Raw genomic sequence first — 25,558 nt, 5'->3', positions numbered from 1 at the left:
CTTTCCCCCGGGGGGCGGCCCCCCCCCGGGGCGCCCCCCCCCCCCCCCCTTCCGCATGATCTCGCCCGAACCCCGAACCCCGAACCCCGGGAGCCGGCAGGCCGGGCCCCTCAGGCCTGCCGTCGTACGGCGATGACCGCCGCACCGAGGACGCACGCGCCGGCGGCGGTGAGGTAGGCGAGGTGGTAGCCGGCGAGCTGGTCCGTGCCGGTCGCGGCGACCAGGACCATCACCGCGACGCCCGCACTGGCGCCGATCTGCTGCGCCACGACGTTCACCGCCCCGGCGACGGCGTGCTGCCGCGCCGGGACTCCGGTGAGCCCGGCGGACGTCATCGAGGGGAAGTTCAGCCCCTGGCCGATGCCGCTGAGCACCAGGCCGGGCAGCACGTACTGCACGTAGCCGCCGTCGTGCGGTGTGCCCAGCCACAGTGCGGCACCCCCGCCGATCAGGACGAGGCCGACCGCCATCAGCGTGCGCGGGGTGAACCGGGCCAGCAGGCGTCCGGTGGCGAAGTTGGCGGTGAGGAACACGGCCAGGGACATCGGCACCAGCGCGAGACCGGACTCGAAGGGGGAGTAGTCCAGCATCCCCTGGAGGTACAGCGGCGCGAAGAACAGCAGCCCGACCGATCCCATGTACTGGAGGAAGGCCGCCAGGCTCGCGGCCCGGACCGACCTGATCCGGAAGAGGGCGAGCGGAAGCACCGGGTCGGCGGTGCGGTGCTCGCGCACGAGGAACAGCGCCAGGAAGGCCACCGCGGCGCCGAGGACGATCCACGCCGTCGCGCCGTCGCTGCTCACGCCGACGACGAGCAGGGTGAGTCCGAGCGTGCCCGTGATCGCGCCGGGCAGGTCCAGTCGGCCGCTGTGCCCGGCGCCACCGGGCAGTCCGGCGCGGGTCGCGGCCAGCACGGCGAGCCCCAGCAGCACCGAGAACCACAGCACCGAACGCCAGCCGAAGAACTGGGTCAGTACGCCGCCCAGCAGCACCCCGCCGCTGAAGCTCGCGGCGCCGACCGCCGCGTACACGCTGAAGGCCCGGTTGCGCGCCGGACCGGCCGGAAACGTCTCGGTGAGCAGGGCCAGCGCGGCCGGCCCGGACAGGGCGGCGCCGATGCCCTGGGCGGCGCGCGCGCCCAGCAGCACCGCGGTGTCCGGGGCCAGCGCCCCGACCAGCGCGGACACGGTGAACAGGGCGACCCCGATCTCGAACACCCGCCGCCGGCCGAGGACGTCGGCCAGTCGGCCGCCCACCAGCAGGAAGCCGGCGAACGTGACGGCGTAGGCGGTCATGACCCACTGGAGCGTGGTCTCGTCCAGGTCGAAGCGCGCTCCGACCGACGGCAGGGCGGCGTTGAGGACTCCGAGACCGCTCACGTCCAGGGCGAGCGCCCCGGCCAGTACGCCGAGTGCCAGTCCCGGCCGGAGCGCCGGCTTGACCGCGGTGTCGGTGCTGTCGGTGGTATCGGTGGCGTCGGTCATGCGGGCCTGCCGTCGACGTCGCGGCCGGTGGGACCGGCTAAGGAACGGTCGGCATCGACTGACGCCGCATCAAGATTCTCAACTGCCATGGGGGTCAGCTTGCATGGGTCACTCAGCCGCTGTCTACCCCAATCGCGTGCCGGTGGAGCGCGCCTTTCGCGGGGTCGTGCGCCTGTCCCGGCCGGGGCGCGGTGACGCGGGGGCGCTGCTGAGTCGAGGCGCCATTTCGGACCGCCGACAGCTCCAACTCGAACCGGACACTTGGAGATCAAATCTCGCCACTGCCTCAACCGGCCCTCGAATGGCGCTTGTCTCACCATTAACAAACTGGCACTCTGCTGTCCGCCGGTCGGATTAGCACTGACGATCCATTTTGCCTCAATCAGCATACTCGTCGCGCTTGACCAAATGGACCTTGGAGCCCATCGACAGTAGCCGTGCAGGTGAAGAATCCGCGTACGTGATCCTGTCGTCGATGCACTCGCGGACCGATGTGACCCAGAGATGCCCGTGATTTCTCCCGCGGTGAGAGCGAGCTGCGCCGCCAGCCGAAACAGCGGTATACGAACGGTAGTTCTCACTCGCTGTGAACGCGGAGGTCGGAAACGCCGACCCCATCCGCACGCCAACCGTCGGCCCCACCCAGGAACGTGATGCGGCGAAGGGGACCCTCCGCGTCATGAGCCGCCCCCGTGTCCGGCTGCCCGGGTGCGGACCGAACCCCCCCGACCGGTCGGCCGTGAAGCTCCACCCGTCCATTCCATCCGCCCTGTTGAGGGAGTCGCCGTGCCCCGAGAGCGCGCAGCGCGAGACATTTCCGCCGTAACGGATTTCCTGCTTTCCCGTGTTGTCGAGCTGTTGGACGTGTCCGCGAGCGCGGTGGACCGCTCGGCGCCGCTGCACCGGTACGGACTGGACTCGCTGAGATCGGTGACGCTCGCGGCCTCGCTGTCCGAGTTCCTCGGCTGGCAGGTCCCGGCCACCTGGATGTGGCAGTACCCGACCGTCGACGGGCTGGCGCGTGCGCTCGTCGACGGTCCGCGTGCCGCGGAGCCCGCCCCGAGTGCCGAGCGCCGCCGCCTGCCCTCGCACGAGCCCGTCGCGATCGTGGGCATCGGCTGCCGGTTCCCCGGCGGGCCGGACCCGTCGTCGTTCTGGCAGCTGCTGGTCGAGGGCGGCGACGCCGTCGGGCCGGTACCGGCCGCGCGACGCGAGCTGCTGAACGACAGGGTGCGCTGGGGCGGATTCATCGACGGCATCGACCGGTTCGATCCGCTGTTCTTCGGTATCTCGCCCCGCGAAGCCGTCCAGATGGACCCGCAGCAGCGCCTGATCCTGGAACTGTCCTGGGAGGCGCTGGAGGACGCGGGCATCGCGCCCCACAGCCTGGTCGACAGCGACACCGGCGTGTTCATGGCCTCCTGTTGGGGCGACTACGCCGCCCTGGCGCACTACCGCGGCCCCGACAGCCAGATCACCCCGCACACCGCGACCGGCATGCACGACGGCATCATCGCCAACCGGGTCTCCTACGTCCTCGGCCTCCAGGGCCCGAGCATGGCCATCGACGCCGCCTGCGCCGGATCGCTGGTCTCGGTGCACGTGGGGTGCCAGTCGATCTGGCTGGGCGAGAGCGACCTGGTGCTGGCCGGCGGCGTGAACCTGAGCTTCGTCTCCGACTACTACACCGCCATGGACGCGATGGGCGCGCTCGCCCCGGACGGCCGCTGCAAGTCCTTCGACGCCCGCGCCAACGGCTACGTCCGCGGCGAGGGCGCCGGCGTCGTCGTGCTCGCCCCGCTGAGCGTGGCACTGGAACGCGACCTGCCGGTGTACTGCCTGATCAAGGGCAGCTCCTCCAACAACGACGGTCTGAGCAACGGCATGACGGCGCCGAACCCCCAGGCGCAGGAGAAGATGCTCCGCACCGCGTACCAGCGGGCGGGCATCGCCCCGCACCTCGTGGACTACATCGAGTGCCACGGCTCCGCGACGCCCCTCGGCGACCCGATCGAGGCCAACGCGATCGGCGCGGTGCTGGGCGGCGGCCGTACGGAGCCGCTGCGGCTCGGGTCCGTCAAGTCCAACGTCGGGCACCTGGAGGCGGCCGCCGGCATCGTCGGCCTGGTCAAACTCGCGATGTCGATGCGCAACGGTGTGCTGCCGCCGAGCCTGCACTACAGCGCGCCGAACCCGCAGATCATGTTCGACGAGTACAACCTCACCGTCCAGGACCGGCTGACGCCGTGGCCGCGACGCTCCGACGCCCGCCGGGGCGGCGTCAGCTCGTTCGGGTTCGGCGGCGCGATCTGTCACGTCGCCGTCGAGGAACTGCCGCGCCCCGAGAGCTCGCTGCTCCTGCTGGCCGCGGACTCCCGGGAGGCGCTGGCCGAGCGGGCCCGGGCGCTGCGCGACGAGAGCGACCTGCGCGAGCTCTGCCGCCGGACGCCCGGCGACGGCCCGTTCCGGCTCGCGGCCACCGCCCGCGACATGCCCGAACTCCGCTCCCAGCTGGACGCCTTCGGCAGCGGGGCGACGGCCGCCGGGCTGAGCGTCGGGGAACGGACCGGACGCAGGCCGCGGGTGGCCTTCCTGTTCTCGGGCAACGGCTCGCAGTGGGTGGGCATGGGCCGGCAACTGCTCGCCGGAATGCCCGTGTTCCGCCGGTCCATGATGAAGTCCGACCGGCGGATGCGGGAACTGCTGGGCTTCTCGCTCGTCGAGCAGCTGATGTCCCCGGACGGCCGCATCGACGACATGGACGTCTTCCAGCCGCTGCTGTTCTCCCTCCAGGTCGCGCTGGCCGAAGCCTGGCGCTCGCTGGGGGTGGAGCCGGACGTCGTCGTGGGGCAGAGCGTCGGCGAGTTCGCCGCCTCCCACATCGCCGGCGCGCTCGACTTCGACGACGCCTCCCGCCTGGCCGCCCACCACGGCCGGCTCCTCCAGCAGCTCGCCGTGGGGCGCGGCGAGGGCATCGTGGTGATGACCGCCGCCGACGAGGTCGGGCCGTACCTGACCGGCCGGCTCACCGTCTCCGGCCACAACGGCCTGAACTCCACCCTGGTCACCGGCACACCGCAGGAGATCGACGACCTCGTCCAGCGGCTGACCGCGGCGGGCGTCACCAACCACCGGGTCCGGATGGGCCACGCCCCGCACTCCCCGCTGGTCGACCACGTCCTCGCCCCGCTGAAGGTCGAACTCGACGGCATCAGGCCCCGGACCACCCGCATCCCGATGATCTCGACGGTCACCGGCGAACGCGTCGACGGTGCCGAGCTCGGGCCGGACTACTGGGCGGACAACCTGCGCCGGGAGATCCGGGTGGTCGACGCCCTGACGAAGCTGCGCGACCACGACGTCGACGCGGTGATCGAGATCAGCCCGCACCCCGTCCTGCTCAAGTCGGTGTCGGAGATCCTGACGGCGACCACCCTGCCCTCGCTGCGCCGCGGCGCCGACGAGGCCTCGACCCTGCTCGGCTCGCTCGGCGCCCTGTACACCGCCGGCCTCCCCGTCGCGGCCCACCCCTTCCTCGCGGGCGACCGCGGGCGGCACGTCACGCCCGGCCGGAGCGACGCCGCCGCCGACGAGCAGGTGCACCTCGTCCCCGTCACCGCACGTACGGCCGGCGCGCTGGCCGACACCTGCCGCGAGCTGTCCAACCACGTCGAACGCGACGCGGGCCTGCGGGTCTCCGACCTCGCCTACACGCTCGCCGCCAGGCGCACCCACCACAACCACCGGATCGCCCTGTTCGCCCGCAACCGGCAGGACGTCCTGGACGGCCTCGCCAGGGTCGCCGCCGGCCAGCCGCACCCCGACGTCGTCACGGGCACGGTCTCCGGCAGCGTCGACCGGCGGGTCGCGCTGGTGTTCTCCGGCGGCGGCACCCAGTGGGTCGGCATGGGCCGCGAACTCCTGCGCTCGCACGCCGGCTTCCGCACCTGGATGAACGCCTGCGACGCCGCCGTGCGCGCGGCCGGCGGCTGCTCGGTGCTCGACCGGCTCGCCGCCCCGGCCGACGAGGCCGGGTACGAGGAGATGGACTTCCAGCAGCCGGTGCTGTTCGCCCTCCAGGTCTCGCTGGCGAAGGTCTGGCTCGGACTCGGCATCCAGCCGACCGCCGTCGTCGGGCACAGCCTGGGCGAGGTCGCGGCCGCCTGCGTGGCCGGCGCGCTGTCGCTGGAGGACGCCGCCCGCGTGGTGGTCGCCCGGTCGCACCTGCTGGAGCGCAAGGCCGCCGCGGGTGCCATGATCTCGGTCGACCTGCCGGAGGCGGAGCTGCTGCCGCGGCTGGCCCCCTACGCCGCGCACGCGGCCGTCGCCGTGGTCAACAGCCCCACCAGCGCGGCGGTCTCCGGCTCGCCCGAAGCCGTCGACGCCCTGGAAGCCGACCTCAAGCGGGACGGGATCTCGACCCGGCGGATCCGGGTCGAACGGCCGGTGCACAGCCCCGGCATGGACCCGCTGCTCCAGCCGCTGCGCGCGGGCATCGACGGCATCACCCCGCTGACGCCCGGCATCGACTTCCACTCCACGGCACTGGCCGACACGGTGAACCCGGTCGCCGACGTCGACTACTGGGTGCACAACCTGCGCAACCAGGTCCGGTTCGCCGAGACGATCGGCGCGCTGGTCGACCAGGGCGTCGGCACCTTCATCGAGATCGGCCCGCACGAGACGCTGCGCGGCGCGGTCGAGGAGATCGCGCTGACCCGTGGCGCCCAGGTGCACGCGATCAACTCCCTGCGGCGCGACGAGAGCGACCTCCGCTGCCTGCTGGGTGCCGCCGCGTCGTTGTACGTCAGGGGCCTGCCGCTGACCTTCGACCCGCTGTTCGCCGACGACGTCGAGGTCGTGGAGACGCCGCTCGTCCAGTGGCAGAAGGACCGCTACTGGATCGACACCGAGCCCCGCCCCGCCCACGCGCCGGCCCCGGCCGTCGAAGCCGCGTCCGCGCCCGTGGCCCGTGTGGTGGAGGAGGAGCAGCCGACGGAGATCCGGCCGGTGGCGGAGGTCGTCCTCGCCGAGCTCGCCGACGCGCTGGGCGTGCCGGTGAGCAGGTTCGACGTGAACGCCAGCATGCTCGACTTCGGCCTCGACTCGATGCTGGCGATCCGCCTCGTCAACAGGCTGCAGTCGCTGTTCGGGCACCGGGTGTCGCCGGTGGTGTTCCTGGACGGCCGGTCCATCTCCGAGGTCGTCGGCCACTTCGTCGAGCTCACCGCCGGACCGGCCGCGCCCGCGACGGCACCGCCCGTACCGTCGGCCGCCCCCGCCCCCGCCCCCGCCCCCGCCCCCGCCCCCGCCTCGGCCCCCGAGGCCGAGCCGGACCGGACGTACCTCGACGAGCTGTCCGAACTGGACGCCGAGGAGCTGGTGGACGAACTGGACGCGCGCGGACTGCTGGAGGCCACCGACGCACCGGCCCTGGACCAGTTGCGCGCCGACGGCCTCGGCCTCGCACTGGCACCGGCCTCGCACGGCCAGGCCTCGCTGTGGTTCATGCAGATGGTCGCGCCGGACGCCGTGCCCTACAACTTCATGGTGACCGCCCGGATCCGGACCGCCGTCGACGAGAAGGCCCTGGACCGCGCCGTACGGGCCGTGATGGAGCGCCACCCCGCCCTGCGCACCCTCTTCGTGGAGGCGGGCGGCAGCCCGTACCAGGTCATCCTGGACGAACCGGTGTACGAGTTCGTCGTGGCGGACGGCACCGACCTGGACGACGAACAGGCCCGCGAGGAACTGGCCCGCTACGGGCACGAGCCGCTCGACCTGGACAACGGGCCGCTGGTGCGGATCGTCCTCCTGACGCGCGGTCCGGCGGACCACTACCTGCTGGTGCTCGTCCACCACATCGCGTCGGACGCGGCGTCGGCCGACGTCATGATCCGCGAACTCCAGGAGTTCTACGAGGGCGCCGACCCCGCCGACAGCGCGCCGGTCGCCCCGTACACGGAGTTCGTCGCGTGGGAGCGGCAGTGGCTGGCCGGCCCGGCGGCCGGCGCGGCCCTGGACTGGTGGTCGCAGAAGCTGGCCGACCCGCCCGCCCACCTCGACCTGTCCACCAAGGAGCGGCCGCCGGGCGTCACCTACGAGGGCCGCGACCTCGCCTTCCGCTGGAGCGCCGAAGAGACCCGCCTGCTGCGGGAGTTCGCGGTGCGCGAAGGCGTGTCGATCAGCACCGTCGTGCTGGCCGGGTTCTTCGCCACGCTCAACCGCGCGGTCGGCGCCGAGGACGCCGTACTGGCCACCGCCATCGCCCAACGCGCCGAACCCGGCTGGGAATCCGCCATCGGCTACTACCTCAACACCGTGCTGGTGCGGGCGAACCCCGCCGGTGACCGCAGCTTCCGCGAGCTGCTGCGCGAGGTCCACGCCTTCTCGCTCGGCCTCCTGGAGCACATGAACTACCCCCTCGACCTGCTGGCCTCCCAGCTGCGGCCGCCGAGGGCCGAGGGCCGCTCCCCGTGGTTCGACGTGGTCGTGAACTGGCTCTCCTCGGACGCGTTCCCCCGGTCCGTCAAGCTCTTCCACGGCATCGGCGACACCATCACGCCCGACGGCGCGCTGCCGCTCGAACCGCTTCAGGTGCGCAGGCACCTCGCCAAGTTCGACCTCGAGATCTCGATGGCCGACATCGACGGCGAGGTGGCCGGCCACGTCCAGTTCAAACCGAGCTACCTGGAAAGGCAGACCGTGACGGCACTGCTCGCGCTGTACCGCACCGTGCTCTTCGACGCGATCGCCCAACCCGACCGGGCCCTCGGCGACTTCGCGCCGACCGGCCTCCCCGAGGAGACGGACCAGTGACTGAAACCCTGCACTCCGCGTTCGTCGAGCAGGCCCTCAAGAACCCCGACGCGACCGCCGTCTACTCCGACGCCGGCGTCCTGACCTACGGCGAACTGAACGAGCGCTCCCGGGAGTTGGCCGAACGGCTGGCCGCCGACGGCGCGGGCCCCGGCGTCCCGGTCGGCATCTGCGTCGAGCGCACCCCCGACCTGCTCGTCGGCATCCTGGCGGCCCTGCGCGCCGGATCCTGCTACCTGCCGCTGGACCCGAACTACCCCGCCGACCGGCTGACCTTCATGGCCCAGGACAGCGGGACCCGCCTGCTGCTCACCACCCCCGCGTCCCGGGCCAGTTGCCCGCCCGGCCCGACCGTGGTCGTGCTCGGGGAGAACGTCACGACCGAGCCCGGCGCGAAGCCCGTGGCGGTCGTGCCCGGCGACACCGCGTACGTCATCTACACCTCGGGCTCCACCGGCAGGCCCAAGGGCGTGGCCGTCCGGCACGGCGGCTGCGTGGCGATGCTCGCCGAGATGGACCGGGTCCTCGACGGCTGCGACCTGAGCGGAGTCTCGGCGGCGAGCTCGGTCTGCTTCGACCTGTCCGTGATGGAGATCTTCAACGCGCTGTGCCGCGGCGGCGCCGTCGTGCTCGTCGAGAGCGCCGTGCACCTGCCGGAGAGCCGGTACGCCGACCGGATCACCCACCTGAACGTCGTCCCCTCGGTCATGAACAGCCTGCTCGACGCCGGAGCCCTGCCGCCGAACGTGCGCACGGTCGTGTTCGGCGGCGAGGCCCTGCGCCGCAAGCTGGTGGACCGCACCTACCGGGAGACCGGCGCCGACCGGGTGTTCAACGCCTACGGCCCCACCGAGGGGACGGTCTTCTGCTCGTTCGGGCCGGTGCCCGAGGACGGGACCGACGAACCGACGATCGGCCCGCCGACGACCAGCGACCGGATCTACGTGCTCGACGAGCAGCTGAAGCCGCTCCCGGCCGGTGAGCCCGGCGAGCTCTACCTCGGCGGCGCCGGCCTCGCGCACGGCTACGTCAACCGGCCGCGCACCACGGCCGAACGCTTCGTGCCGGACCCGTTCCGCAACGGCGAGCGGATGTACCGCACTGGGGACGTCGTCAAGTTCACCGACGGCGGCGAACTCCGCTTCCTCGGCCGCACCGACCACCAGGTCAAGCTGCGCGGCTACCGCATCGAGCTGGAGGAGGTCGAGGCCCGGCTGACCGGCTGCCCCGAAGTCCGGGAGGCCGCCGCCGTCGTCCGGGGCAACCGGCTCGTCGGCTACGTCGTGCCCGCCGGCGACGACGCGCCGCAAGGCGGCCCCCGGCTGGACGCCGCGCTCCAGAGCGCCGTCACCGGCAGGCTCGCCGTCGAACTGCCCGACTACATGGTGCCCGCGACGCTCGTGGTCCTCGCCGCCCTGCCGCTGGGGCCGGGCGGCAAGCTCGACCGCAACGCGCTGCCCGAGCCGCCGGCCGCCGACAGCGGCGGGCCCCTGACGGCCGCCGGCACGCCGACCGAGGTGGCCCTGTCGGAGATCTGGGGCCAACTGCTCGACCTCGAACCGTCGAGCATCGACGTGCAGTCCGCCTTCTACGACCTCGGCGGGGACTCCCTGCTGCTCATCCGCCTCGCCCGGCTGATGACCCGGCGCTTCGACCGCCGCGTCCGGGTGCCCGACCTCTTCAGCCTCCGCGACATCTCCTCCCTCGCCCGCTGGCTCGACGACGAGAGCGGCGCCACCCCCGAGGCGGTCCAGTCCGCCCGTGCGCGCGCCAACACCCGTCGGGCCGCGCTGCGCGGCCGCGGCGGCGCCACCGGCCGCTGAGCCGCCGACGTCTGCGTACAGCGGCCGCTGAGTCACCCTCACTCGAAACGAAGCAGGAGCCTCCCCATGACCGACAACCCCGAGCAGGACTACGACCCGGGCGACGTGGCCGTCATCGGCATGTCCCTGCGGGCGCCCGGAGCCCGCACCAAGGAGCAGTTCTGGGACAACCTCGTCCACGGCCGGGAGTCCGTGTCGTTCCTGGCCAAGGACGACATCCACGTCGACGAGACCCTGATCCACAGCCCGTTCTACGTGCGGGCCTGCGGCGTGCTCGACACGTACGACAAGTTCGACCCGTCGGTGTTCGGCATCAGCGACCGGATGGCGGCCGCGATGACCCCGGAGAACCGGCTGTTCCTGGAGAGCGCCTGGGAGACGCTGGAGGACGGCGGCTACGACCCGGACCGGCTCAGGGCCGAGATCGGCATGTACGGCGCCAACAACCCGCAGACCGCCGCGCTCTACAGCTCCCCGCCGGACCGGGTGTCGGTCGGCCCCGAGGCGATCGAGGCCAGCCTGGCGTGGTCGCCGGACACCATGACCTCCAACGCGCTGTACTACATGGGGCTCATCGGCGAGGCCGTCACCGTCGCCGCCGTCTGCGCGGGCTTCCACTACGCGGTGCACCTGGCCTGTCAGTCGCTGCTGCTCGGCCAGACCGACCTGGCGATCGCCGGCGGCGCGATGGTCCGGCTGCCGCACCCGCGCGGCCACCTGTGGGAGGAGAACCGCATCCTGTCGAAGGACGGCCACTGCCGCCCGTTCGACGCCAACGGCACCGGCACCGCGCTGTCCAGCGGGGTCGTCACCGTGCTGCTGAAGCCGCTGGGCCACGCCGTCGCCGACCGCGACCACATCTACGCCGTGGTCAAGGGCTCGGCCGTCAACAACAACGGCGTCAGCGCGATGGCGTACGGCCTGGCCCAGCCCGAGCGGCTGAGCGCCTGCATCGCCAACGCCATGGAGGTCGGCGGCGTCACCCCGGACACGGTGTCCATGTACGAGGCCAACGGCCTCGGCCTGCCGATGACCGACGAGCTCGAAGTGCACGCGGCGACCATGGCGTTCGGGAAGCAGACCGCGACCACCTCGATCGGCGGGGTCAAGGGCAACGTCGGCCACGGCGGCGTGGTCTCGGGCGGCTTCGGCGCGATCAAGGCCGCGCTGGCGCTGCACCACAAGACGCTCCCGGCGACGATCAACCTGACCGAGGTCAACCAGGACCTCGACTTCCCCAGCACCCCCTTCGTGCCGCAGGTCGAAGGGGCGCACTGGGAGCCGGAGGCCGGCATCCGCCGCGCGGGCATCACCTCGATCGGTGGCGGCGGCTACAACGCGCACCTGCTGCTGGAGGAGGCCCCGACGGCCGCCGGACGCGCCCCCGAGGACGAGGGCCGGCCGCGGCTGGCCACCTTGTCCGCTCTGGACGATGACGCGCTGGCCCGCCAGCGCGCGCGGCTCAAGGACCGGCTGGAGGCCGACCCCGACCTGCGCCTGGACGACGTCTGCTTCAGCCTCAACCTCGGCCGCAAGGTGATGGCCCGCCGGTGGGCGGCCGTGGTCCGCAGCCGCGCGGAGCTGATCGCGGCGCTGTCCGACGACGCCGTCCGCGGCCCCGCCACCACGACCGCCGCCGCCCCGCAGGCGGACCCGGGCTCCTTCTCCCGCTTCTCCCGCAACGACAACGGGATCGTGCCGTCCGGCCAGGACGCGCGGGCGCTGTCCGAGCTGGCCGCCGCCTGGGTGACCGGCCAGCAGGTGGACTTCGAGGCCCTGCACCTGGGGGAGGCCAGCCGCCGCGTGCCGCTGCCCACCTACCCGTTCCAGCCGCGCCGGTTCTGGCGCACGGACTGGTGACCATGAGCACGCCGGCACCGGACACCGTGGACCTGGGCGACCCGGCCACCTTCGCGGACCACGACCTCGACGGGTTCTGGCGCACCCTGCGGGACACCGCCCCGATGCACTGGAACCCGCCCGTCGACGGCCGCCGGGGGTTCTGGGTGCTCTCCCGCCACGACGACATCATGGCCACCTACCGGGACAACGCGAACTTCACGTCCGAGCGCGGCAACGTGCTCGTCACGCTCCTGGAGGGCGGCGACGCCGGGGCCGGCCGGATGCTGGCCGTCACCGACGGGCCCCGGCACCACGAACTGCGCAAGATCCTCCAGCGGGTGCTCTCGCCGAGGGTGCTCGACGAGGTCGCGCGGACGGTCCGGGTCAACACCCGGCAGTGGATCCGCGAGGCGGTCGAGTCCGGCGGCTGCGAGTTCGCCGAGGAGATCGCCGGCCGGATCCCGATGACCACGATCTCGAACCTGCTCGGCGTGCCCGAGCAGGACCGGGACTACCTGCTCGGCCTGACCAGGACCGCGCTGTCGGCCGAGGACGAGGACGTCGACGAGGTCGACTCCGAGATGGCCCGCAACGAGATCCTGATGTACTTCCTGGACGTCGTCGAGGAGCGGCGCGAGTCCCCGGGCGACGACGTGATCAGCATGCTGATCGGCAGCTCCATCGACGGTGTGCCGCTGTCCGACGAGGACGTCGTGCTCAACTGCTACAGCCTGATCATCGGCGGCGACGAGACCAGCCGGCTGACGATGATCGACTGCGTCCACACGCTCGCCGCCCGGCCCGAGCAGTGGCGGCGGTTCAAGGACGGCGAGGTCGCCGTCGAGACCGCCGTGGACGAGGTGCTGCGCTGGGCCTCGCCCACGATGCACTTCGGGCGCAGCGCCGTACGGGAGACCGAACTGCACGGCGTACGGCTGCGCCCGGGCGACATCGTCACGCTCTGGCACGCCTCCGGCAACCGGGACGAACGGGTCTTCGCGCGGCCCGGGGTGTTCGACCTCGGCCGCACCCCCAACAAGCACCTGGCCTTCGGCTACGGCCCGCACTTCTGCGTCGGCTCGTACCTGGCCAAGGTGGAGATCGCCGAACTGCTCACGGCCCTGCGGGACTTCACCACCGGGTTCGAGCAGACCGAGGAGGCGCTGCGGATCCGGTCCAACTTCCTGACCGGGTTCTCCACGATGCCGGTGCGGTTCGAGCCCGACCACCGCGGACTGAAAGAGGTCGACTGATCCGGATGAACATCTACATGTCAGGACAAGGGGGATTCGCGGTCGCGGTCGCGGAAGCCCTGTCGGACGACGGGCACAAGATCGTCGGCGCAGCCGCCCCCCGGCTGCGCAAGGGGAAGTCCGACGAGGGCGACGCGATGTGCTGGGACCGCCTGCGCTCCTGGGCGTACCACAAGGACGTCCCGTGGACGGACTCGGCCGAACTGCGCGCGCGGCACATCCCGGACGGGGTGGACATCATCGTCGCCGCGCACTCGCACGCCTTCCTCGGCCGCCAGACCCGCGCCCGGGCCGCCGTCGCCACCATCGGGTACCACCCCAGCCTGCTGCCGCTGCACCGCGGCCGGGACGCCATCCGGTGGACGATCCGCGACGGCGACAAGGTGACGGGCGGAAGCGTCTACCACCTCACCGAGCGCACCGACGCGGGCCCGCTCGCCGCCCAGGAGCACCTGTTCGTGCCCCCGGGCTCGACCGCGCAGAGCCTGTGGCGCGACCACCTGGCGCCGCTCGGCGTGCGACTGCTCCTGAAGGTGGTCACCGACCTCACCGCGGACCGGCGGATCGAAGTCCCGCAGGACGAGAAGCTGGCCACCTGGGAGCCCGCGATGGGCGCGCCACCGCTGTTCAAACCCGAACTCATCGCGCTGCCCGGAACGGTGCAGGTCGACAGCAGCAAGTGGGCCCTGCACGAAGGGTGACGGCCAAGTGGCCTCTGGAACCGGTGCCCCGCACACCACGCGTGTGCGGGGCACCGGACTGGACCGCCGAGCCCGTCGTCGGAACTCGGCAGCGTGAACGTGTACACCAGGGACGGCGATTCCGAGCGCCCCCCGTGTACCTCTGCACCTTCACCGCGAAGGAGTCCCGACCATGCGGAAGTTCATCATCGACCTGGCCGAACGCACCGTCGCCACCTACGCCGTGGCGTTCCTCGGCCTGCTGCTGGCGGACGGATTCGACCTGACGTCGATCGGCGCGTTCAAGGCGGCGGCCGTGGCGGCACTGCCGGCCGCGCTGGCCGTGGTCAAGGGAGTGGCCGCGACCTTCGTCGGCGACCCGAACTCGGCCGCCCTGCTGGCCCGCCCCCACGACTGACCGGCCCGGCCCGGGTGCGCCAAGCCGGGAACTCCCCCTGGCGAACGGCCGCGGCAAAGGCGCCCCATACGGCGGCGGGGAAGGCGACAAAGCCTGCCCGCTCCAGGTGCTGGACGTCCTCGCCGCCGAGCGTGACGGTCATGAAATGCGGACTGGGCTGCTCGCTTCCCTGCACGGTCAACGACAGCATCCGCCGCTTGCGCGGGCGCTGGATCCGGGAGGCCACCGCTACCTCCACCGGGGACGGGACTTGAGCGTCACCGTGGTCATGCGACCACTGTCGGCGCGACGCTCTGCGCGAGACCACCGGTAAACTGACGCCCGATGCCGACAACCCGCCATACTTCACCGCTGCCCGCCGATGCAGACGAGGAGATCCTGAAAGGCGGTGCCTGGCTGCCGCACGGCTTTCAGCTCGATCCACACAGCCACGTCCACGGTCAGCTGGTCTACGCCGCCGCCGGCGCCTTGGTCACGGCGACGGAGCGCGGCACGTGGGTCGCCCCGGCGGACCGGATCACCTGGACGCCTCCGCGCTTTGCCCACTCGCACCGCTTCTACGGGCAGACCGACGTACGGCTGGTGTCCGTCCCACTCGACTTGTGCGCCGTGCTCATCGATCACCCCAGCGTCTTCGCGGTAAGCCCGTTGCTGCGCGAGGCCCTTCTGGCGCTCACCGACGAGCCAGAACGGCGGCCTGGCGCCCACCGGCGCCTGCTCGCCGTGATCGTGGACGAGTTGGCCGACGCCGCCGAGACCTCCCTCCACCTTCCCGAAGCGAGCGACGACCGGCTGCGCGCCGCCACCGACCTGCTGCGCGCGGACCCCGCCCGGCCTTGCACCCTGGCCGAGCTCGGCCAGGCGGTGGGAGCCAGCGAGCGCACGCTCAGCCGCCTGTTCCACGCCGAGCTGAGCATGAGCTTCCACCGCTGGCGGACCACGCTGCGCATCCACCACGCCTTGGCGCACCTGACCGACGGGATGACGGTGACGGAGACCACGGTCGCGTGCGGATGGTCCAATCCGTCCACCTTCATCGACGCCTTCACCGAAGTCGTCGGCCAGACCCCCGGCCGCTATCAGGCCGGCCTGCGCTTCCACGCGCGCTAGCCCCCACCCGGGCGGTTCGCGCTGGTCAGGTGCACAGCGCGCGACGCCAGAGCCAGCTTGGCGGGTTTCCGGTATCGGGTGTCGACTTACCAGTGGTTCGCGGCCCGCCGGGTCTTCCATAGTGGACAGCGAGCGAGCGCCGGCCCTCCGACCTCACGGCCGCCGCCGCGACGTACGCGCTCGGCGCGTACCGACCACTGCACGGATCATGAAGGGCTCGCACGCATGACTGAGACACACGACGACACGGCCGTCGTCATCATCGGGGCCGGCGTCGCCGGTCTGACTCTCGGCAACTTCCTGCTGCGCAACGGCGTCGACTGCGTCGTGCTGGAGAAGCACCCTCGCGCCTACGTCGAGAAGCGCCAGCGCGCCGGAACGATCGACACCTTCGGCGTGCGCCTCCTCCGCGAATGGGGCCTGGAGGAGGTCCTCGCAGGCGACCCCATCCCGTACAGCGAGGGCGGCTTCTACATCGATGGCCACGCGATGCCGATCGACGTGGACGAGGACAACAACGAGAGCCTGTACTGCCCGCAGCAGGTCCTGGTGCGCAACCTCACCGAGGTCTTCCTCCGCGAGGGCGGTGACCTGCGCTACGAAGCCGCAGACGTCACCCTGGAAAACCTCACCCAGGGCCACCCCGTGGTGCGCTACCGGGACGCCGACGGTGCGGCGCGAGCCGTCGACTGCGACTTCATCGCCGGCTGCGACGGCTTCCACGGCGTCTCCCGCCGCTCCATCCCCGCCTCCGCGCTGACCGAGTACTCCCACGAGTACGGCTACTCCTGGCTCAGCGTCCTGGCCGCCACCGAGACCAAGCCCTCGGGCATGGCGATCCACGAACTGGGACTGGCCGGGATGATCCCCCGCGGCCCCGAAGCCAGCCGGATCTACTTGCAGTGCGCGGTCGACGACACCCCCGAGCAGTGGCCGGACGAGCGGATCTGGAGCGAGCTGGAGGCCCGCTTCGGCACGCCGCCCTCGCGCGGGCAGATCCTGTCCAAGCAGATCGTTCCGCTGCGCAGTGTGGTGTTCGACCCGATGAGCTACGGCAGCCTCTACCTCCTGGGCGACGCCGCGCACATCGTGCCGCCGATGAGCGCCAAGGGCATCCACCTCGCTCTGCACGACACCGAGGTCTTCGCCCGCGCAGTGATCCGCCACGCCAAGGAGGGCGACTCCGGCCTCCTCGACAGCTACTCGCAGACCTGCCTGCCACACATCTGGAACTACCAGGCGTTCGCCACGTGGATCACCGACACCATGCACAACGCGGGCTTCACCGGCTACGAGGGCGAGTTCAAGAAGCAGATCGCCCGCGCCGAGCTCCAGCGCCAGTTCGCCTCCGAGTCGGCAAACAAACTGTTCAGCGAGCTGACCGCCGGCACCAACTAGGGCGTGAAGGTCCGGGTCGGGGCGCGGGGGAGGAGCCGCGCGCCCGCGACACGCAGGGAACGCTACGTCGACGAACGGGCCCTTCCCGATAATGCAGGGGCCGCGCCCCCGGGCCGCGCACGTCCCCGTTCCCAGGAAGGCGCACGACCATGGAAGGCTCCTCCTCGACCGCGCTGGCCGACATCGCGACCATCCTGCTGATCGGGCTCGCCCTGTCGCCGCTGCGCACTCGCCTGCGTCAACCGGTGGTGGTCGGCGAGATCGCGGTCGGGGTGATCCTGGGGCCGAGCGTCCTCGGGCTGCTGCCGGGCGACCTCCCGCACGTCCTCTTCCCGCCCCAGGTCCGTGAGCACCTGTCGGTGATCGCCCAACTGGGCATCGCGCTCTTCATGTTCGCCGTCGGCTGGGAACTCGACCTGAAGCAGCTGAACGGGCGGGTCCGCACCGTGGTGGCGGTCACCGCGGCCTCCGTCGCCGTGCCCTTCGCCCTCGCGGTCGCCCTGGCGGCCGTCCTCGCGGCCAGGTGGCCCCGCCTCATCGGTACGGAGACGTCCCCCGTGCTGCTGGCCGTGTTCCTGGGCATCGCGCTGTCCGCCAGCGCGCTGTCGGTGCTCGCGCGCATCGTGGGGGAGAACCAGCTGCAGGCGACCCGCACCGGGGCCATGGCCACGGCCTGCGGGGCGCTCACCGAGATCACCGCCTGGTGCGGCGTCGCCTGCATCGCCTCCGTGGCCCGGAGCGGCGGCTCGGACCACGTCCTCCTCTCGCTCGCCGAACTCGCCTGCTACGCGGCGGCGATGGCCTTCGTGATCCGCCCGCTGCTGCGGCGCCTGCTGCGCCGGCCGGTCCGCGCCGACGGACATCCCCTGCTCGTCCTGCTGACCCTCGGCAGCGGGATCCTGCTGTCCGCGTGGACCACCTCGTGGCTCGGCATGCACGCCGTGATCGGCGCCTTCGCCTTCGGGCTGGCCATGCCGCGCGACGCCGCCGAGGAACTGCGGCACGCCGTCGAGGCGCCGATGCGCCACGCGGGGGCGCTGCTGGTGCCGGTCTTCTTCGCGCTCACCGGGCTGTCCGTGGACATCGGCGGGCTGGGTTCCGGAAGCCTGGTCGCGGTGGTGGTGTTCCTGGTCGTCACGTGGGGCGGCAAGTTCGCCGGCGCCAGACTGGGTGCCCGGCTGATCGGCGTGCCGCGCGGTGAGGCCACGACGGTGGCGGTCCTGCTCAACACCAAGGGCCTCGGCGAGGTCCTCATCCTGACGCTGGGCCGTGACCTCGGCATCATCGGCGACCGGCTGTTCACCGTTCTCCTCGTCACCGCCTTCGCCGCGACCCTGCCCGTCAACCCGCTCGTGCGGCGCCTCATCCGCGCTCCTGACGCCCGTCCCGGGACCGGGCCGGTCGCTCTGCCCCGTCAACAGCAGGACGCCGCCGCGAGATCGGGCATCGAGGAGGCCAGCGGCGCGTGACGCACCGCGAGACCCGGAGCACCGGTGGGGTGGAGACTTCCTGCGCCTGTCCGACCGGCATCACCGCTGAGATGACCTCCGGTGTCTCAATGAAGTCTCATTATTAGCCGTTGCCTGGCGGCGGTTCTCGTGTCTCCGGCTACGTCGGCAGGTGGCGGTAGACCGTCGCCCGGGAGACTCCGAGTGCCGCCGCGATCTGCTCGGCGGTGCGGCCGGCCGCGTGCAGGCGCCGGGCGGTGTCGACCATCGCCGGGCTCATCGCGCTCGGTCGGCCGCGCCGCTCACCGCCGACGCGCCCAGGGCCGGCGGCGGGCGGTTCGGGGCCGTCCAGCAGCCGGTGCACCCCGGCCAGGACGCAGGCGCGCAGGTCCTCGGGCGGGGCGTCGGCGAGCAGGATCACCGGGTCGGAGAGCATGGCGATCGTCTGGGCGGCGCGCACCCGGGCGACGAAGTCCGGGTGGGGCCCCGCCACCAGGACGTTCGCGCGCATCATCCCGTCGCGGAAGCGCGTGAAGCCCGGGCCCGAGAGGCCCGGCGCCGCGTCGTACAGGCTCATCCGCAGCAGGTCGCGGTGGCGCAGCCAGACGTCGAGCAGCCCCTCGATCGCCGCCCAGCGGACTGCGGCCGGATCCGGCGGGCCGGTGGGCGCCAGCGCGGCGTCCAGGTCGTCCAGCATCGGTTCGATCAGCGCGCCGAGGATGTCCGCCTTGCTGGGGAAGTGGTACAGCACCGCGGCCTTCGTCACGTCCACCCGCTCGGCGATCCCGCGTACCGAGGTGGCGTGGTAGCCGTGCGCGGCGAACTCCTCCAGGGCCACCGCAAGGATCCGTGCCCGGGTGTCGGGGTTCTCGGCAGTCATACGGGGAGCCTAGTCGCTGCCCCTTGCCTGACCAGCGGTCAGGGCGTAGCGTCGAATTACTGACCGATGGTCAGTCCGGGAGCGCCGACGCGACCGCTGACCGGCGACGGCTGCCGCGAGTCGGCCTGACCGCGATCAGGCGATGACACGCGATCAGGCGATGACAGAAGGAGCGTCCATGAACGCCTCGACCAAGACGGCCGATCGCACCGTGCTGATCTCCGGGGCCGGCATCGCCGGACCGACGCTCGCCCACTGGCTGGCCCGCCACGGCTTTCAGCCGACCGTGGTCGAGCGGGCTGCGGCCGTGCGCTCCAGCGGCAGCCCGGTCGATGTCGCCGGTCGCGCGATGGAGGTCGCCGAGCGGATGGGGATCAGGGACCGCCTCCGTGCGGCCGCCACCCAGGTGACCGGTGTGGGCTTCTACAACGGCGCGGGCCGCCGGGTCGGCAGGATCGACCTGCGGGGCCTGTCGGGCGCGGCCCGGGCCGACACGGTCGAGCTGCCGCGCGGCGATCTCGCCGCGATCGTCCACGAAGCGAGCCGGGACGACGCCGAGTTCGTGTTCGGCGACTCGATCGCGAGCCTGAGCCAGGACGAGGCGGGTGTCGACGTCACCTTCGAGTACGGCCGCCCCCGCCGCTTCGCCCTGGTGGTCGGCGCCGACGGCCTGCACTCCGCCGTCCGCCGGCTGGCCTTCGGCCCGGAGTCCGGGTTCGTCCGCCACCTGGGGATGTACGTGGCCACCATGCCGTTGGCCGGGGCGGCGGGCGACCTGCGGGAAGTGGCGATCCACAACGCGCCGGGCCGCGCCCTCTGCGTGCATCCCGGATGCGGCAGGCCGCTGGCCGCGTTCATGGTCCGGTCCGCCGCCGTGCCGGACTTCGACCACCGCGACACCGAGCAGCACCGGCGACTGCTGACCGCCGCGTTCGCCGGGATGGGCTGGCGCGCGCCCGAGGTGCTGGCGCAGGTGCGCAAGAGCGAGGAACTGTACGTCGACGCGGTGAGCCAGGTCCGGCTGCCGCAGTGGTCGCGGGGCCGGGTCACGCTGCTCGGCGACGCCGCGTCCTGCGCGTCGCTCTTCGGCGGCGGCTCCAGCCTGGCCATGGCGGGCGCCTACGGCCTGGCCGATGCCCTGGCCGCCGATCCCGCCGACCACCGCGCGGCCCTGGCCCGCTACGAGGCCGCGCACCGGGGGCTGGTGGACCAGGCCCGGCAGTCCGTACGAGCGGCCTTCGCGCTGCTCGTCCCGGCCGGCCGCGGCGGCATCCTGGCCAGGAACCTGGCCACTCGGCTGTCGCCGGTCGTGCTCGCGACAGCCCGGGCCGGGAGAGTGCTCAAGTCCCGTGCCACACCCGGGGATTGATCATGACTGGGCCCGAGCTTCCCTCGTTCGGCCGGCTGCGCGCAGGCGGCGTCGTACGAGTGGACATCGCCGGCCGCCTGGCCGTCGTCGACCACTTCGAGGACGCCGTCACCACCGTGGCGGCAGCCGGTGTGAACCGTTCGTGGGGGACCGGCCGTATCCACCGGTGAGGTGGCGACCGGGCGATGTCGCCCAGTCAGCTCGTGCCTGGTGCGGCCGTGTTGGCGAGGGGCGGCGGTGTCACGGCGCGGGACCGTGCGGCACCGCGCGTCATGTCCCGGAAAGCTCGTCACCGGCCCTCGCCGCCCATCGATTTCGGAGAAACTCCTTTGCGCAACAGCAGGTTCACCTCGGTCCTCCTGGCCGGCGTCACGACGCTGGCGGCCCTCGCCGTCGGCGTCGGCCCGGCGGGCGCCGCCTCGTCCGAGCCGGTCGACGTGCCGTCCGACCCGGCCGCCGTCACCGCCTTCCCGGACGCCTTCCCGGGCGCCTTCCCGGGCGACCAGGACGTCGAGGTCTTCGCCGAGGACGGCGCCATCAGCCGGACCAAGGTCCCTTCGGCGTCCCCCTTCGTCGCCGAGCAGTCCATGAGCGTGGACGCCGCCGGGGCCGCTGCCGGGGACGGCGCCGTCACGAAGGTCGTCAACAACGGGAGCACGGACAGCAAGCTGGACGTGGTCATGATCGGCGACGGCTACACGGCCTCGGAGCAGGACAAGTTCCGCAAGGACGCCGCGGCGAAGTGGAAGGACATCAGCGCCGTCGAGCCCTACGCCACCTACCGCAAGCTGTTCAACGTGTGGGCCGTGGGCGCGGTCTCCGCACAGTCGGGGGTCTCCGGGGACCCGAAGCAGAACACCGTCCGCAAGACCGCCCTCGGCTCGCACTTCTGGTGCAACTCCATCGAGCGGCTGCTGTGCGTGGACGTCAAGGCCGTCGACGCCTACGCCGCGAAGGCCCCGCAGGCCGACCTCGTGATCGTCGTCGCCAACACCGCCAAGTACGGCGGCGCCGGCTACGGCAGCACCCAGTCGCCGCTCGGGTACGAGGGCATCGCCACCGTGGCGGGCGGCAACGGCGCGTCCGGGCAGATAGCGGTGCACGAGACCGGCCACTCGCTGGGCAAGCTCGCGGACGAGTACTGGGCCGATGGGGCCGGGCCCTACCAGGGCGCGGAGCCCGGGCAGCCCAACATCACCACCCTGAGCGCCGACCGGATGCGCCAGGACAAGACCAAGTGGTACCGCTGGCTCGGCAAGACCTCGCCCGACGGCGGCAAGGTCGGCGCCTACCAGGGCGCCAGCAACTACCCGTCCGGCCTCAACCGGCCGACCGACAACTCGGTGATGCGCTCGCTCGGCCGCGAGTTCAACCTCCCCGGCCGCGAGGCGATGATCGCCGGCTTCTACCGGCGCGCCTCCACCCTCTCCAGCGCCACGCCCGTCACCACCCGGCTGACCGCGACCGACCGCCTCACCGTCGACCTCCCGGTCTCCGGCACCAAGCTGCGGTGGTACCTCGACGGCAAGGAGGTGACGGCCCTGCGCGACCGCAAGACGATCGCCGTCTCCGACCTCGGCCCCACCGGCCCCAAGCCCGCCGCCCACGAGCTCAAGGCCGTCGCGAACGACCCCACCTCGGCCGTCATCGACCCGGCCCTGACCCCGGCGCTGACCCGCAGCCTGGTCTGGAGCGTCACCCGCTGACCACGGGGCGTGGCCCCTCGTGCCCGGCCCGTCGTGTCCGGCCCCTCCTGCCCGGCCGGGACGGGAGGGGCCGCGCCCACGGCGGAAGCCGCACCGGCCGGAGATCGCCCCGGCCGGGCCCGCACCGGCAGGGGCCCGCGAGGCCCGGCCGGTGCTCGGCCCGGCCTTCATGCCGACGGCGATCTACCATGGCTGGGAAGGCTTCGTCTCCAAGCCCGCGCCACAGCGGCGGGGAGGTCGGCATGGCGTTCGACACGACGGGGTTCGAGCAGGCGGACAGCGGCCGGTACCTGCCGATCTCTGAGCACGGCCTGATCGGCGACCTCCGGACGACCGCCCTGGTCGGCACGAACGGCACCATCGACTGGTACTGCTGTCCGCGCTTCGACGCGCCCAGCGTGTTCGGGGCCATCCTCGACGCGGACCGGGGCGGATCGTTCGAGCTGGCCGCGGACGTCCCGACCCGCACCCGGCAGTTCTACTTCCCCGACACGAACGTGCTGATCACGCGCTTCTTCGCCGCGGACGGCGTGGCGGAGATCCAGGACTTCATGCCCGTGGCCGACGAGTCGCCCGAGGTCGCCCGGCACCGGCTGATCCGCCGGCTGGTCTGCGTCCGGGGAATCCTCCCGTTCCGGGCGCGGATCGCCCCGCGCTTCGGCTACGGCGCCGAGGCGCACACCGTGTCCCTCGAAGGCCACGTCGCGGTCTTCCGCTCCCCGTCGCTCACCCTCGCGCTGACCGCCACCGCGCCGCTGGAGACCGACGGACTGGACGTGTGGTCGCACTTCAAGCTCCTGGAGGGCGACTCCGTCGTGTTCGCCCTCGACCAGATCGGCGACGACGTCCCGGCCCGGTCGTGTCCGCGCGCCGAGGCGGAGGAGCAGTTCGAGGCGACCGTCCGGTTCTGGCGCCACTGGCTGGCCGGGTCGCGTTACCAGGGGCGGTGGCGGGAGATGGTCCACCGCTCCGCCCTGCTGCTCAAGCTGCTCACCTACGCGCCGACCGGCGCGATCGTCGCCGCACCCACCACCAGCCTGCCCGAGCAGGTCGGCGGCGAGCGCAACTGGGACTACCGGTACATGTGGGTCCGCGACGCCGCCTTCTGCGTCTACGCCATGCTGCGCCTCGGGTTCACCTCGGAGGCCGAGGCGTTCATGGGCTTCCTCTTCGAGCGCATGCGCGACACCGCCGCGAACGGCCCGTTGCAGATCATGTACGGCATCGACGGGCGCACCGAGCTGCCCGAGTACGCACTGCCGCACCTGGAGGGCCACCTGGGCTCCGCACCCGTCCGGGTCGGCAACGCCGCCACCGGCCAGCTCCAGCTGGACATCTACGGAGCCATGATCGACTCCATCTACCTGTACGACAAGTGGGGGCAGCCGATCAGCAGCGACGGCTGGGAGGACGTCGGCATGGTGGCGGACTGGCTCTGCGACCACTGGGACCAGCCCGACGAGGGCATCTGGGAGACCCGCGGGGGCCGCAGGAACTACGTGTACTCGCGGCTGATGTGCTGGGTGGCGCTGGAGCGGGCGATCCGGATGGCGAACCGCCGCGGCCTGCCGGCCGACCTGCCCCGCTGGCGGCAGACCCGGGACGCGATCTACCACCAGATCATGCGGCGCGGCTGGTCGAGCGAGCTGGGCGCGTTCGTCCAGTCCCTGGACGACGGCGAGCTGGACGCCTCGCTGCTGATGATGCCGATGGCCAAGTTCATCTCGCCCACCGACCCCAAGTGGCTCTCCACCCTGGACGCGCTCACCAAGGGCCTGGTCTCCGACTCCCTGGTCTACCGCTACAACCCGGCCACCAGTCCGGACGGCCTGAGCGGCTCGGAGGGCACCTTCTCGATCTGCTCCTTCTGGTACGTGGAGGCACTGGCCCGCGCGGGCCGCCTGGAGGAGGCCCGGCTCGCCTTCGAGAAGATGCTCACCTACGCCAACCACCTCGGGCTGTTCGCCGAGGAGATCGGCCCGACCGGCGAGCAACTCGGCAACTTCCCGCAGGCCTTCACCCACCTGTCGCTGATCAGCGCGGCCTTCAACCTCGACCGCGCGCTGGGCTGAGATTGCGTCAATTCGGCTGAATCCAGCCCCTGTTCGTCTCCCTTTCTGCTCCTGTCCGGCTTCTGTCCGGTTCCTCTCCGGTTCCCGTTCGGCGGGAACGAGCAGGTCGCGGATGAGCTGAGGTGAATGGCGACATCTTGTCGGCCCACATCCGTTGACGGCCCCAGGCGGCACTGCAATGCTCATGACCAAACCTGCGCAACATCTGAGCAGTGCCATCACCCTGTCATCACGGAAAGGGCCCAACCCTCATGCGCCGTACCGCTGTTGTCATGATGACCACGCTGCTGGCCTCCGCCGCGGCACTCACCGTCCCCGCCACCGCCCAGGCCGCATCCGCCGCCGCGCGCCAAGCTGCGCCCGCCACCGCCCAGGCGGAGCAGTCGAGTTCGGGCGCGTCGCTGGCCGGCGGGTGTAACGCCATCGCCACCGGCGGCGGCCAGGTCATCGGAACCTGTACGGACATCAGCCCCCTGCAGATCTGGCGCGTGCAGGCGCAGTGCCAGTACTACGTCAACCACACCGGCCCGTACATGCGCATGGCGATCGGCGGGGCCGTCGTCGGGAGCGGGATGAGCACCGCCATGTGCAACTTCGGCGACACCGTCATGTTCCCGCAGGTCGTCTTCCTCGGGACGGTGCCGCCGCCGGTCTCCGGGCCGCAGGGGCAGATCAGCGGCTACGCGAGCAAGTGCATCGACGTCCAGGGCGGCGAGAACAAGAACGGCACCGCGGTCCAGATCTACGACTGCAACGGCACGAACGCCCAGAAGTGGACCGTCGGAGTGGACGGGACACTACGCGCCCTCGGCAAGTGCATGGACGTGCAGGGCGGCGGCACCGCCAACCACACCATGATCCAGCTCTACGACTGCAACGGCGGCGGCGCCCAGCAGTGGAAGGCCCAGTCCGACGGCTCGCTGCTCAACCCGCAGTCCGGCCGCTGCCTGGACGACCTGGGCTTCGCCACCAACAACGGCAACCAGCTCGGCATCTGGGACTGCAACGGCGCCGACAACCAGAAGTGGAACCTCCCGCACTGATCCCCCACCCCTCGGCCCGGCCGTAATCTCCCCCACGGCCGGCCCGACGGGGCCCCTCGAATCCCACCTCCGGAGCCACGGGGTCCGGAAGCTGGATTCCCGCTGGCAGCCCGGCTGCTGCTGGCCGGTGGTCCCGTTGTGCCGCGGCCACCCACCGCCCGTCCGGCAGCCGTTCGACGCCGGTGGCGGCGCCGATCTCGGCGACGGACGTGA

General features: G+C 72.1%; 16 protein-coding genes. 14 read left to right on the top strand and 2 right to left on the bottom strand.

Annotated elements, in window-relative coordinates; translation table 11 throughout:
* Positions 1-110: 110 nt before the first annotated feature.
* The gene (locus AB0O82_RS35895) at positions 111-1,484 is read right to left on the bottom strand and encodes an MFS transporter (protein ID WP_363588798.1); all 1,374 of its coding nucleotides are present in this window, start codon (positions 1,482-1,484) and stop codon (positions 111-113) included.
* A gap of 708 nt (positions 1,485-2,192) precedes the next feature.
* On the opposite strand from AB0O82_RS35895, the gene AB0O82_RS35890 reads away from it, so the two are divergent.
* The 9 genes from AB0O82_RS35890 to AB0O82_RS35850 all read left to right on the top strand — a co-directional run bounded on the left by AB0O82_RS35890 (position 2,193) and on the right by AB0O82_RS35850 (position 18,296).
* Positions 2,193-8,303, top strand: coding sequence for an acyltransferase domain-containing protein (locus AB0O82_RS35890; protein WP_363588796.1), 6,111 nt, complete (start codon positions 2,193-2,195; stop codon positions 8,301-8,303).
* A complete protein-coding gene (locus tag AB0O82_RS35885; RefSeq protein WP_363588794.1) occupies positions 8,300-10,126 on the top strand; it encodes a non-ribosomal peptide synthetase in 1,827 nt (608 codons plus the stop codon). Before AB0O82_RS35890 ends, AB0O82_RS35885 begins: the two co-directional genes overlap by 4 nt.
* 66 nt (positions 10,127-10,192) lie before the next feature.
* Positions 10,193-11,986, top strand: a complete 1,794-nt coding sequence (locus AB0O82_RS35880; RefSeq protein ID WP_363588792.1) for a type I polyketide synthase — start codon at positions 10,193-10,195, stop codon at positions 11,984-11,986.
* Entirely contained in the window at positions 11,983-13,221 is a 1,239-nt protein-coding gene (locus AB0O82_RS35875) for a cytochrome P450 (protein ID WP_363588790.1), read from the top strand. Before AB0O82_RS35880 ends, AB0O82_RS35875 begins: the two co-directional genes overlap by 4 nt.
* A 5-nt stretch (positions 13,222-13,226) precedes the next feature.
* Positions 13,227-13,922, top strand: a complete 696-nt coding sequence (locus AB0O82_RS35870) for a formyltransferase family protein (protein ID WP_363588788.1) — start codon at positions 13,227-13,229, stop codon at positions 13,920-13,922.
* Positions 13,923-14,094: 172 nt separating this feature from the next.
* On the top strand, positions 14,095-14,319 hold the full coding sequence (locus AB0O82_RS35865; RefSeq protein ID WP_350880880.1) for a holin: 225 nt from the start codon (positions 14,095-14,097) through the stop codon (positions 14,317-14,319).
* A gap of 324 nt (positions 14,320-14,643) precedes the next feature.
* Positions 14,644-15,429, top strand: coding sequence for a helix-turn-helix transcriptional regulator (locus AB0O82_RS35860; RefSeq protein WP_363588785.1), 786 nt, complete (start codon positions 14,644-14,646; stop codon positions 15,427-15,429).
* Positions 15,430-15,654: 225 nt separating this feature from the next.
* On the top strand, positions 15,655-16,827 hold the full coding sequence (locus AB0O82_RS35855; RefSeq protein WP_363588783.1) for a 4-hydroxybenzoate 3-monooxygenase: 1,173 nt from the start codon (positions 15,655-15,657) through the stop codon (positions 16,825-16,827).
* A gap of 149 nt (positions 16,828-16,976) precedes the next feature.
* Positions 16,977-18,296, top strand: coding sequence for a cation:proton antiporter (locus AB0O82_RS35850; RefSeq protein ID WP_363588781.1), 1,320 nt, complete (start codon positions 16,977-16,979; stop codon positions 18,294-18,296).
* A gap of 139 nt (positions 18,297-18,435) precedes the next feature.
* On the opposite strand, the gene AB0O82_RS35845 is transcribed toward AB0O82_RS35850, so the two are convergent.
* Positions 18,436-19,155, bottom strand: a complete 720-nt coding sequence (locus AB0O82_RS35845; protein ID WP_363588779.1) for a TetR family transcriptional regulator — start codon at positions 19,153-19,155, stop codon at positions 18,436-18,438.
* Between the two features lie 178 nt (positions 19,156-19,333).
* Here AB0O82_RS35845 and AB0O82_RS35840 point away from each other — a divergent pair, with 178 nt between their 5' ends.
* The 5 genes from AB0O82_RS35840 to AB0O82_RS35820 all read left to right on the top strand — a co-directional run bounded on the left by AB0O82_RS35840 (position 19,334) and on the right by AB0O82_RS35820 (position 25,345).
* Entirely contained in the window at positions 19,334-20,524 is a 1,191-nt protein-coding gene (locus AB0O82_RS35840) for an FAD-dependent monooxygenase (protein ID WP_363588777.1), read from the top strand.
* A gap of 2 nt (positions 20,525-20,526) precedes the next feature.
* Entirely contained in the window at positions 20,527-20,694 is a 168-nt protein-coding gene (locus AB0O82_RS35835; RefSeq protein WP_363588775.1) for a hypothetical protein, read from the top strand.
* 159 nt (positions 20,695-20,853) lie between these two features.
* Positions 20,854-22,230, top strand: a complete 1,377-nt coding sequence (locus AB0O82_RS35830; protein ID WP_363588773.1) for a M64 family metallopeptidase — start codon at positions 20,854-20,856, stop codon at positions 22,228-22,230.
* Positions 22,231-22,472: 242 nt separating this feature from the next.
* Positions 22,473-24,302, top strand: a complete 1,830-nt coding sequence (locus tag AB0O82_RS35825; RefSeq protein ID WP_363588771.1) for a glycoside hydrolase family 15 protein — start codon at positions 22,473-22,475, stop codon at positions 24,300-24,302.
* Positions 24,303-24,574: 272 nt separating this feature from the next.
* On the top strand, positions 24,575-25,345 hold the full coding sequence (locus AB0O82_RS35820; protein WP_363588769.1) for a ricin-type beta-trefoil lectin domain protein: 771 nt from the start codon (positions 24,575-24,577) through the stop codon (positions 25,343-25,345).
* Positions 25,346-25,558 lie beyond the last annotated feature (213 nt).

It is taken from the genome of Kitasatospora sp. NPDC088264, assembly GCF_040685715.1.
Classification (GTDB): Bacteria; Actinomycetota; Actinomycetes; order Streptomycetales; family Streptomycetaceae; genus Kitasatospora.
The sequence above is the reverse complement of the archived record's forward strand: the minus strand, read 5'-3'. Positions and strand labels throughout refer to the sequence as shown.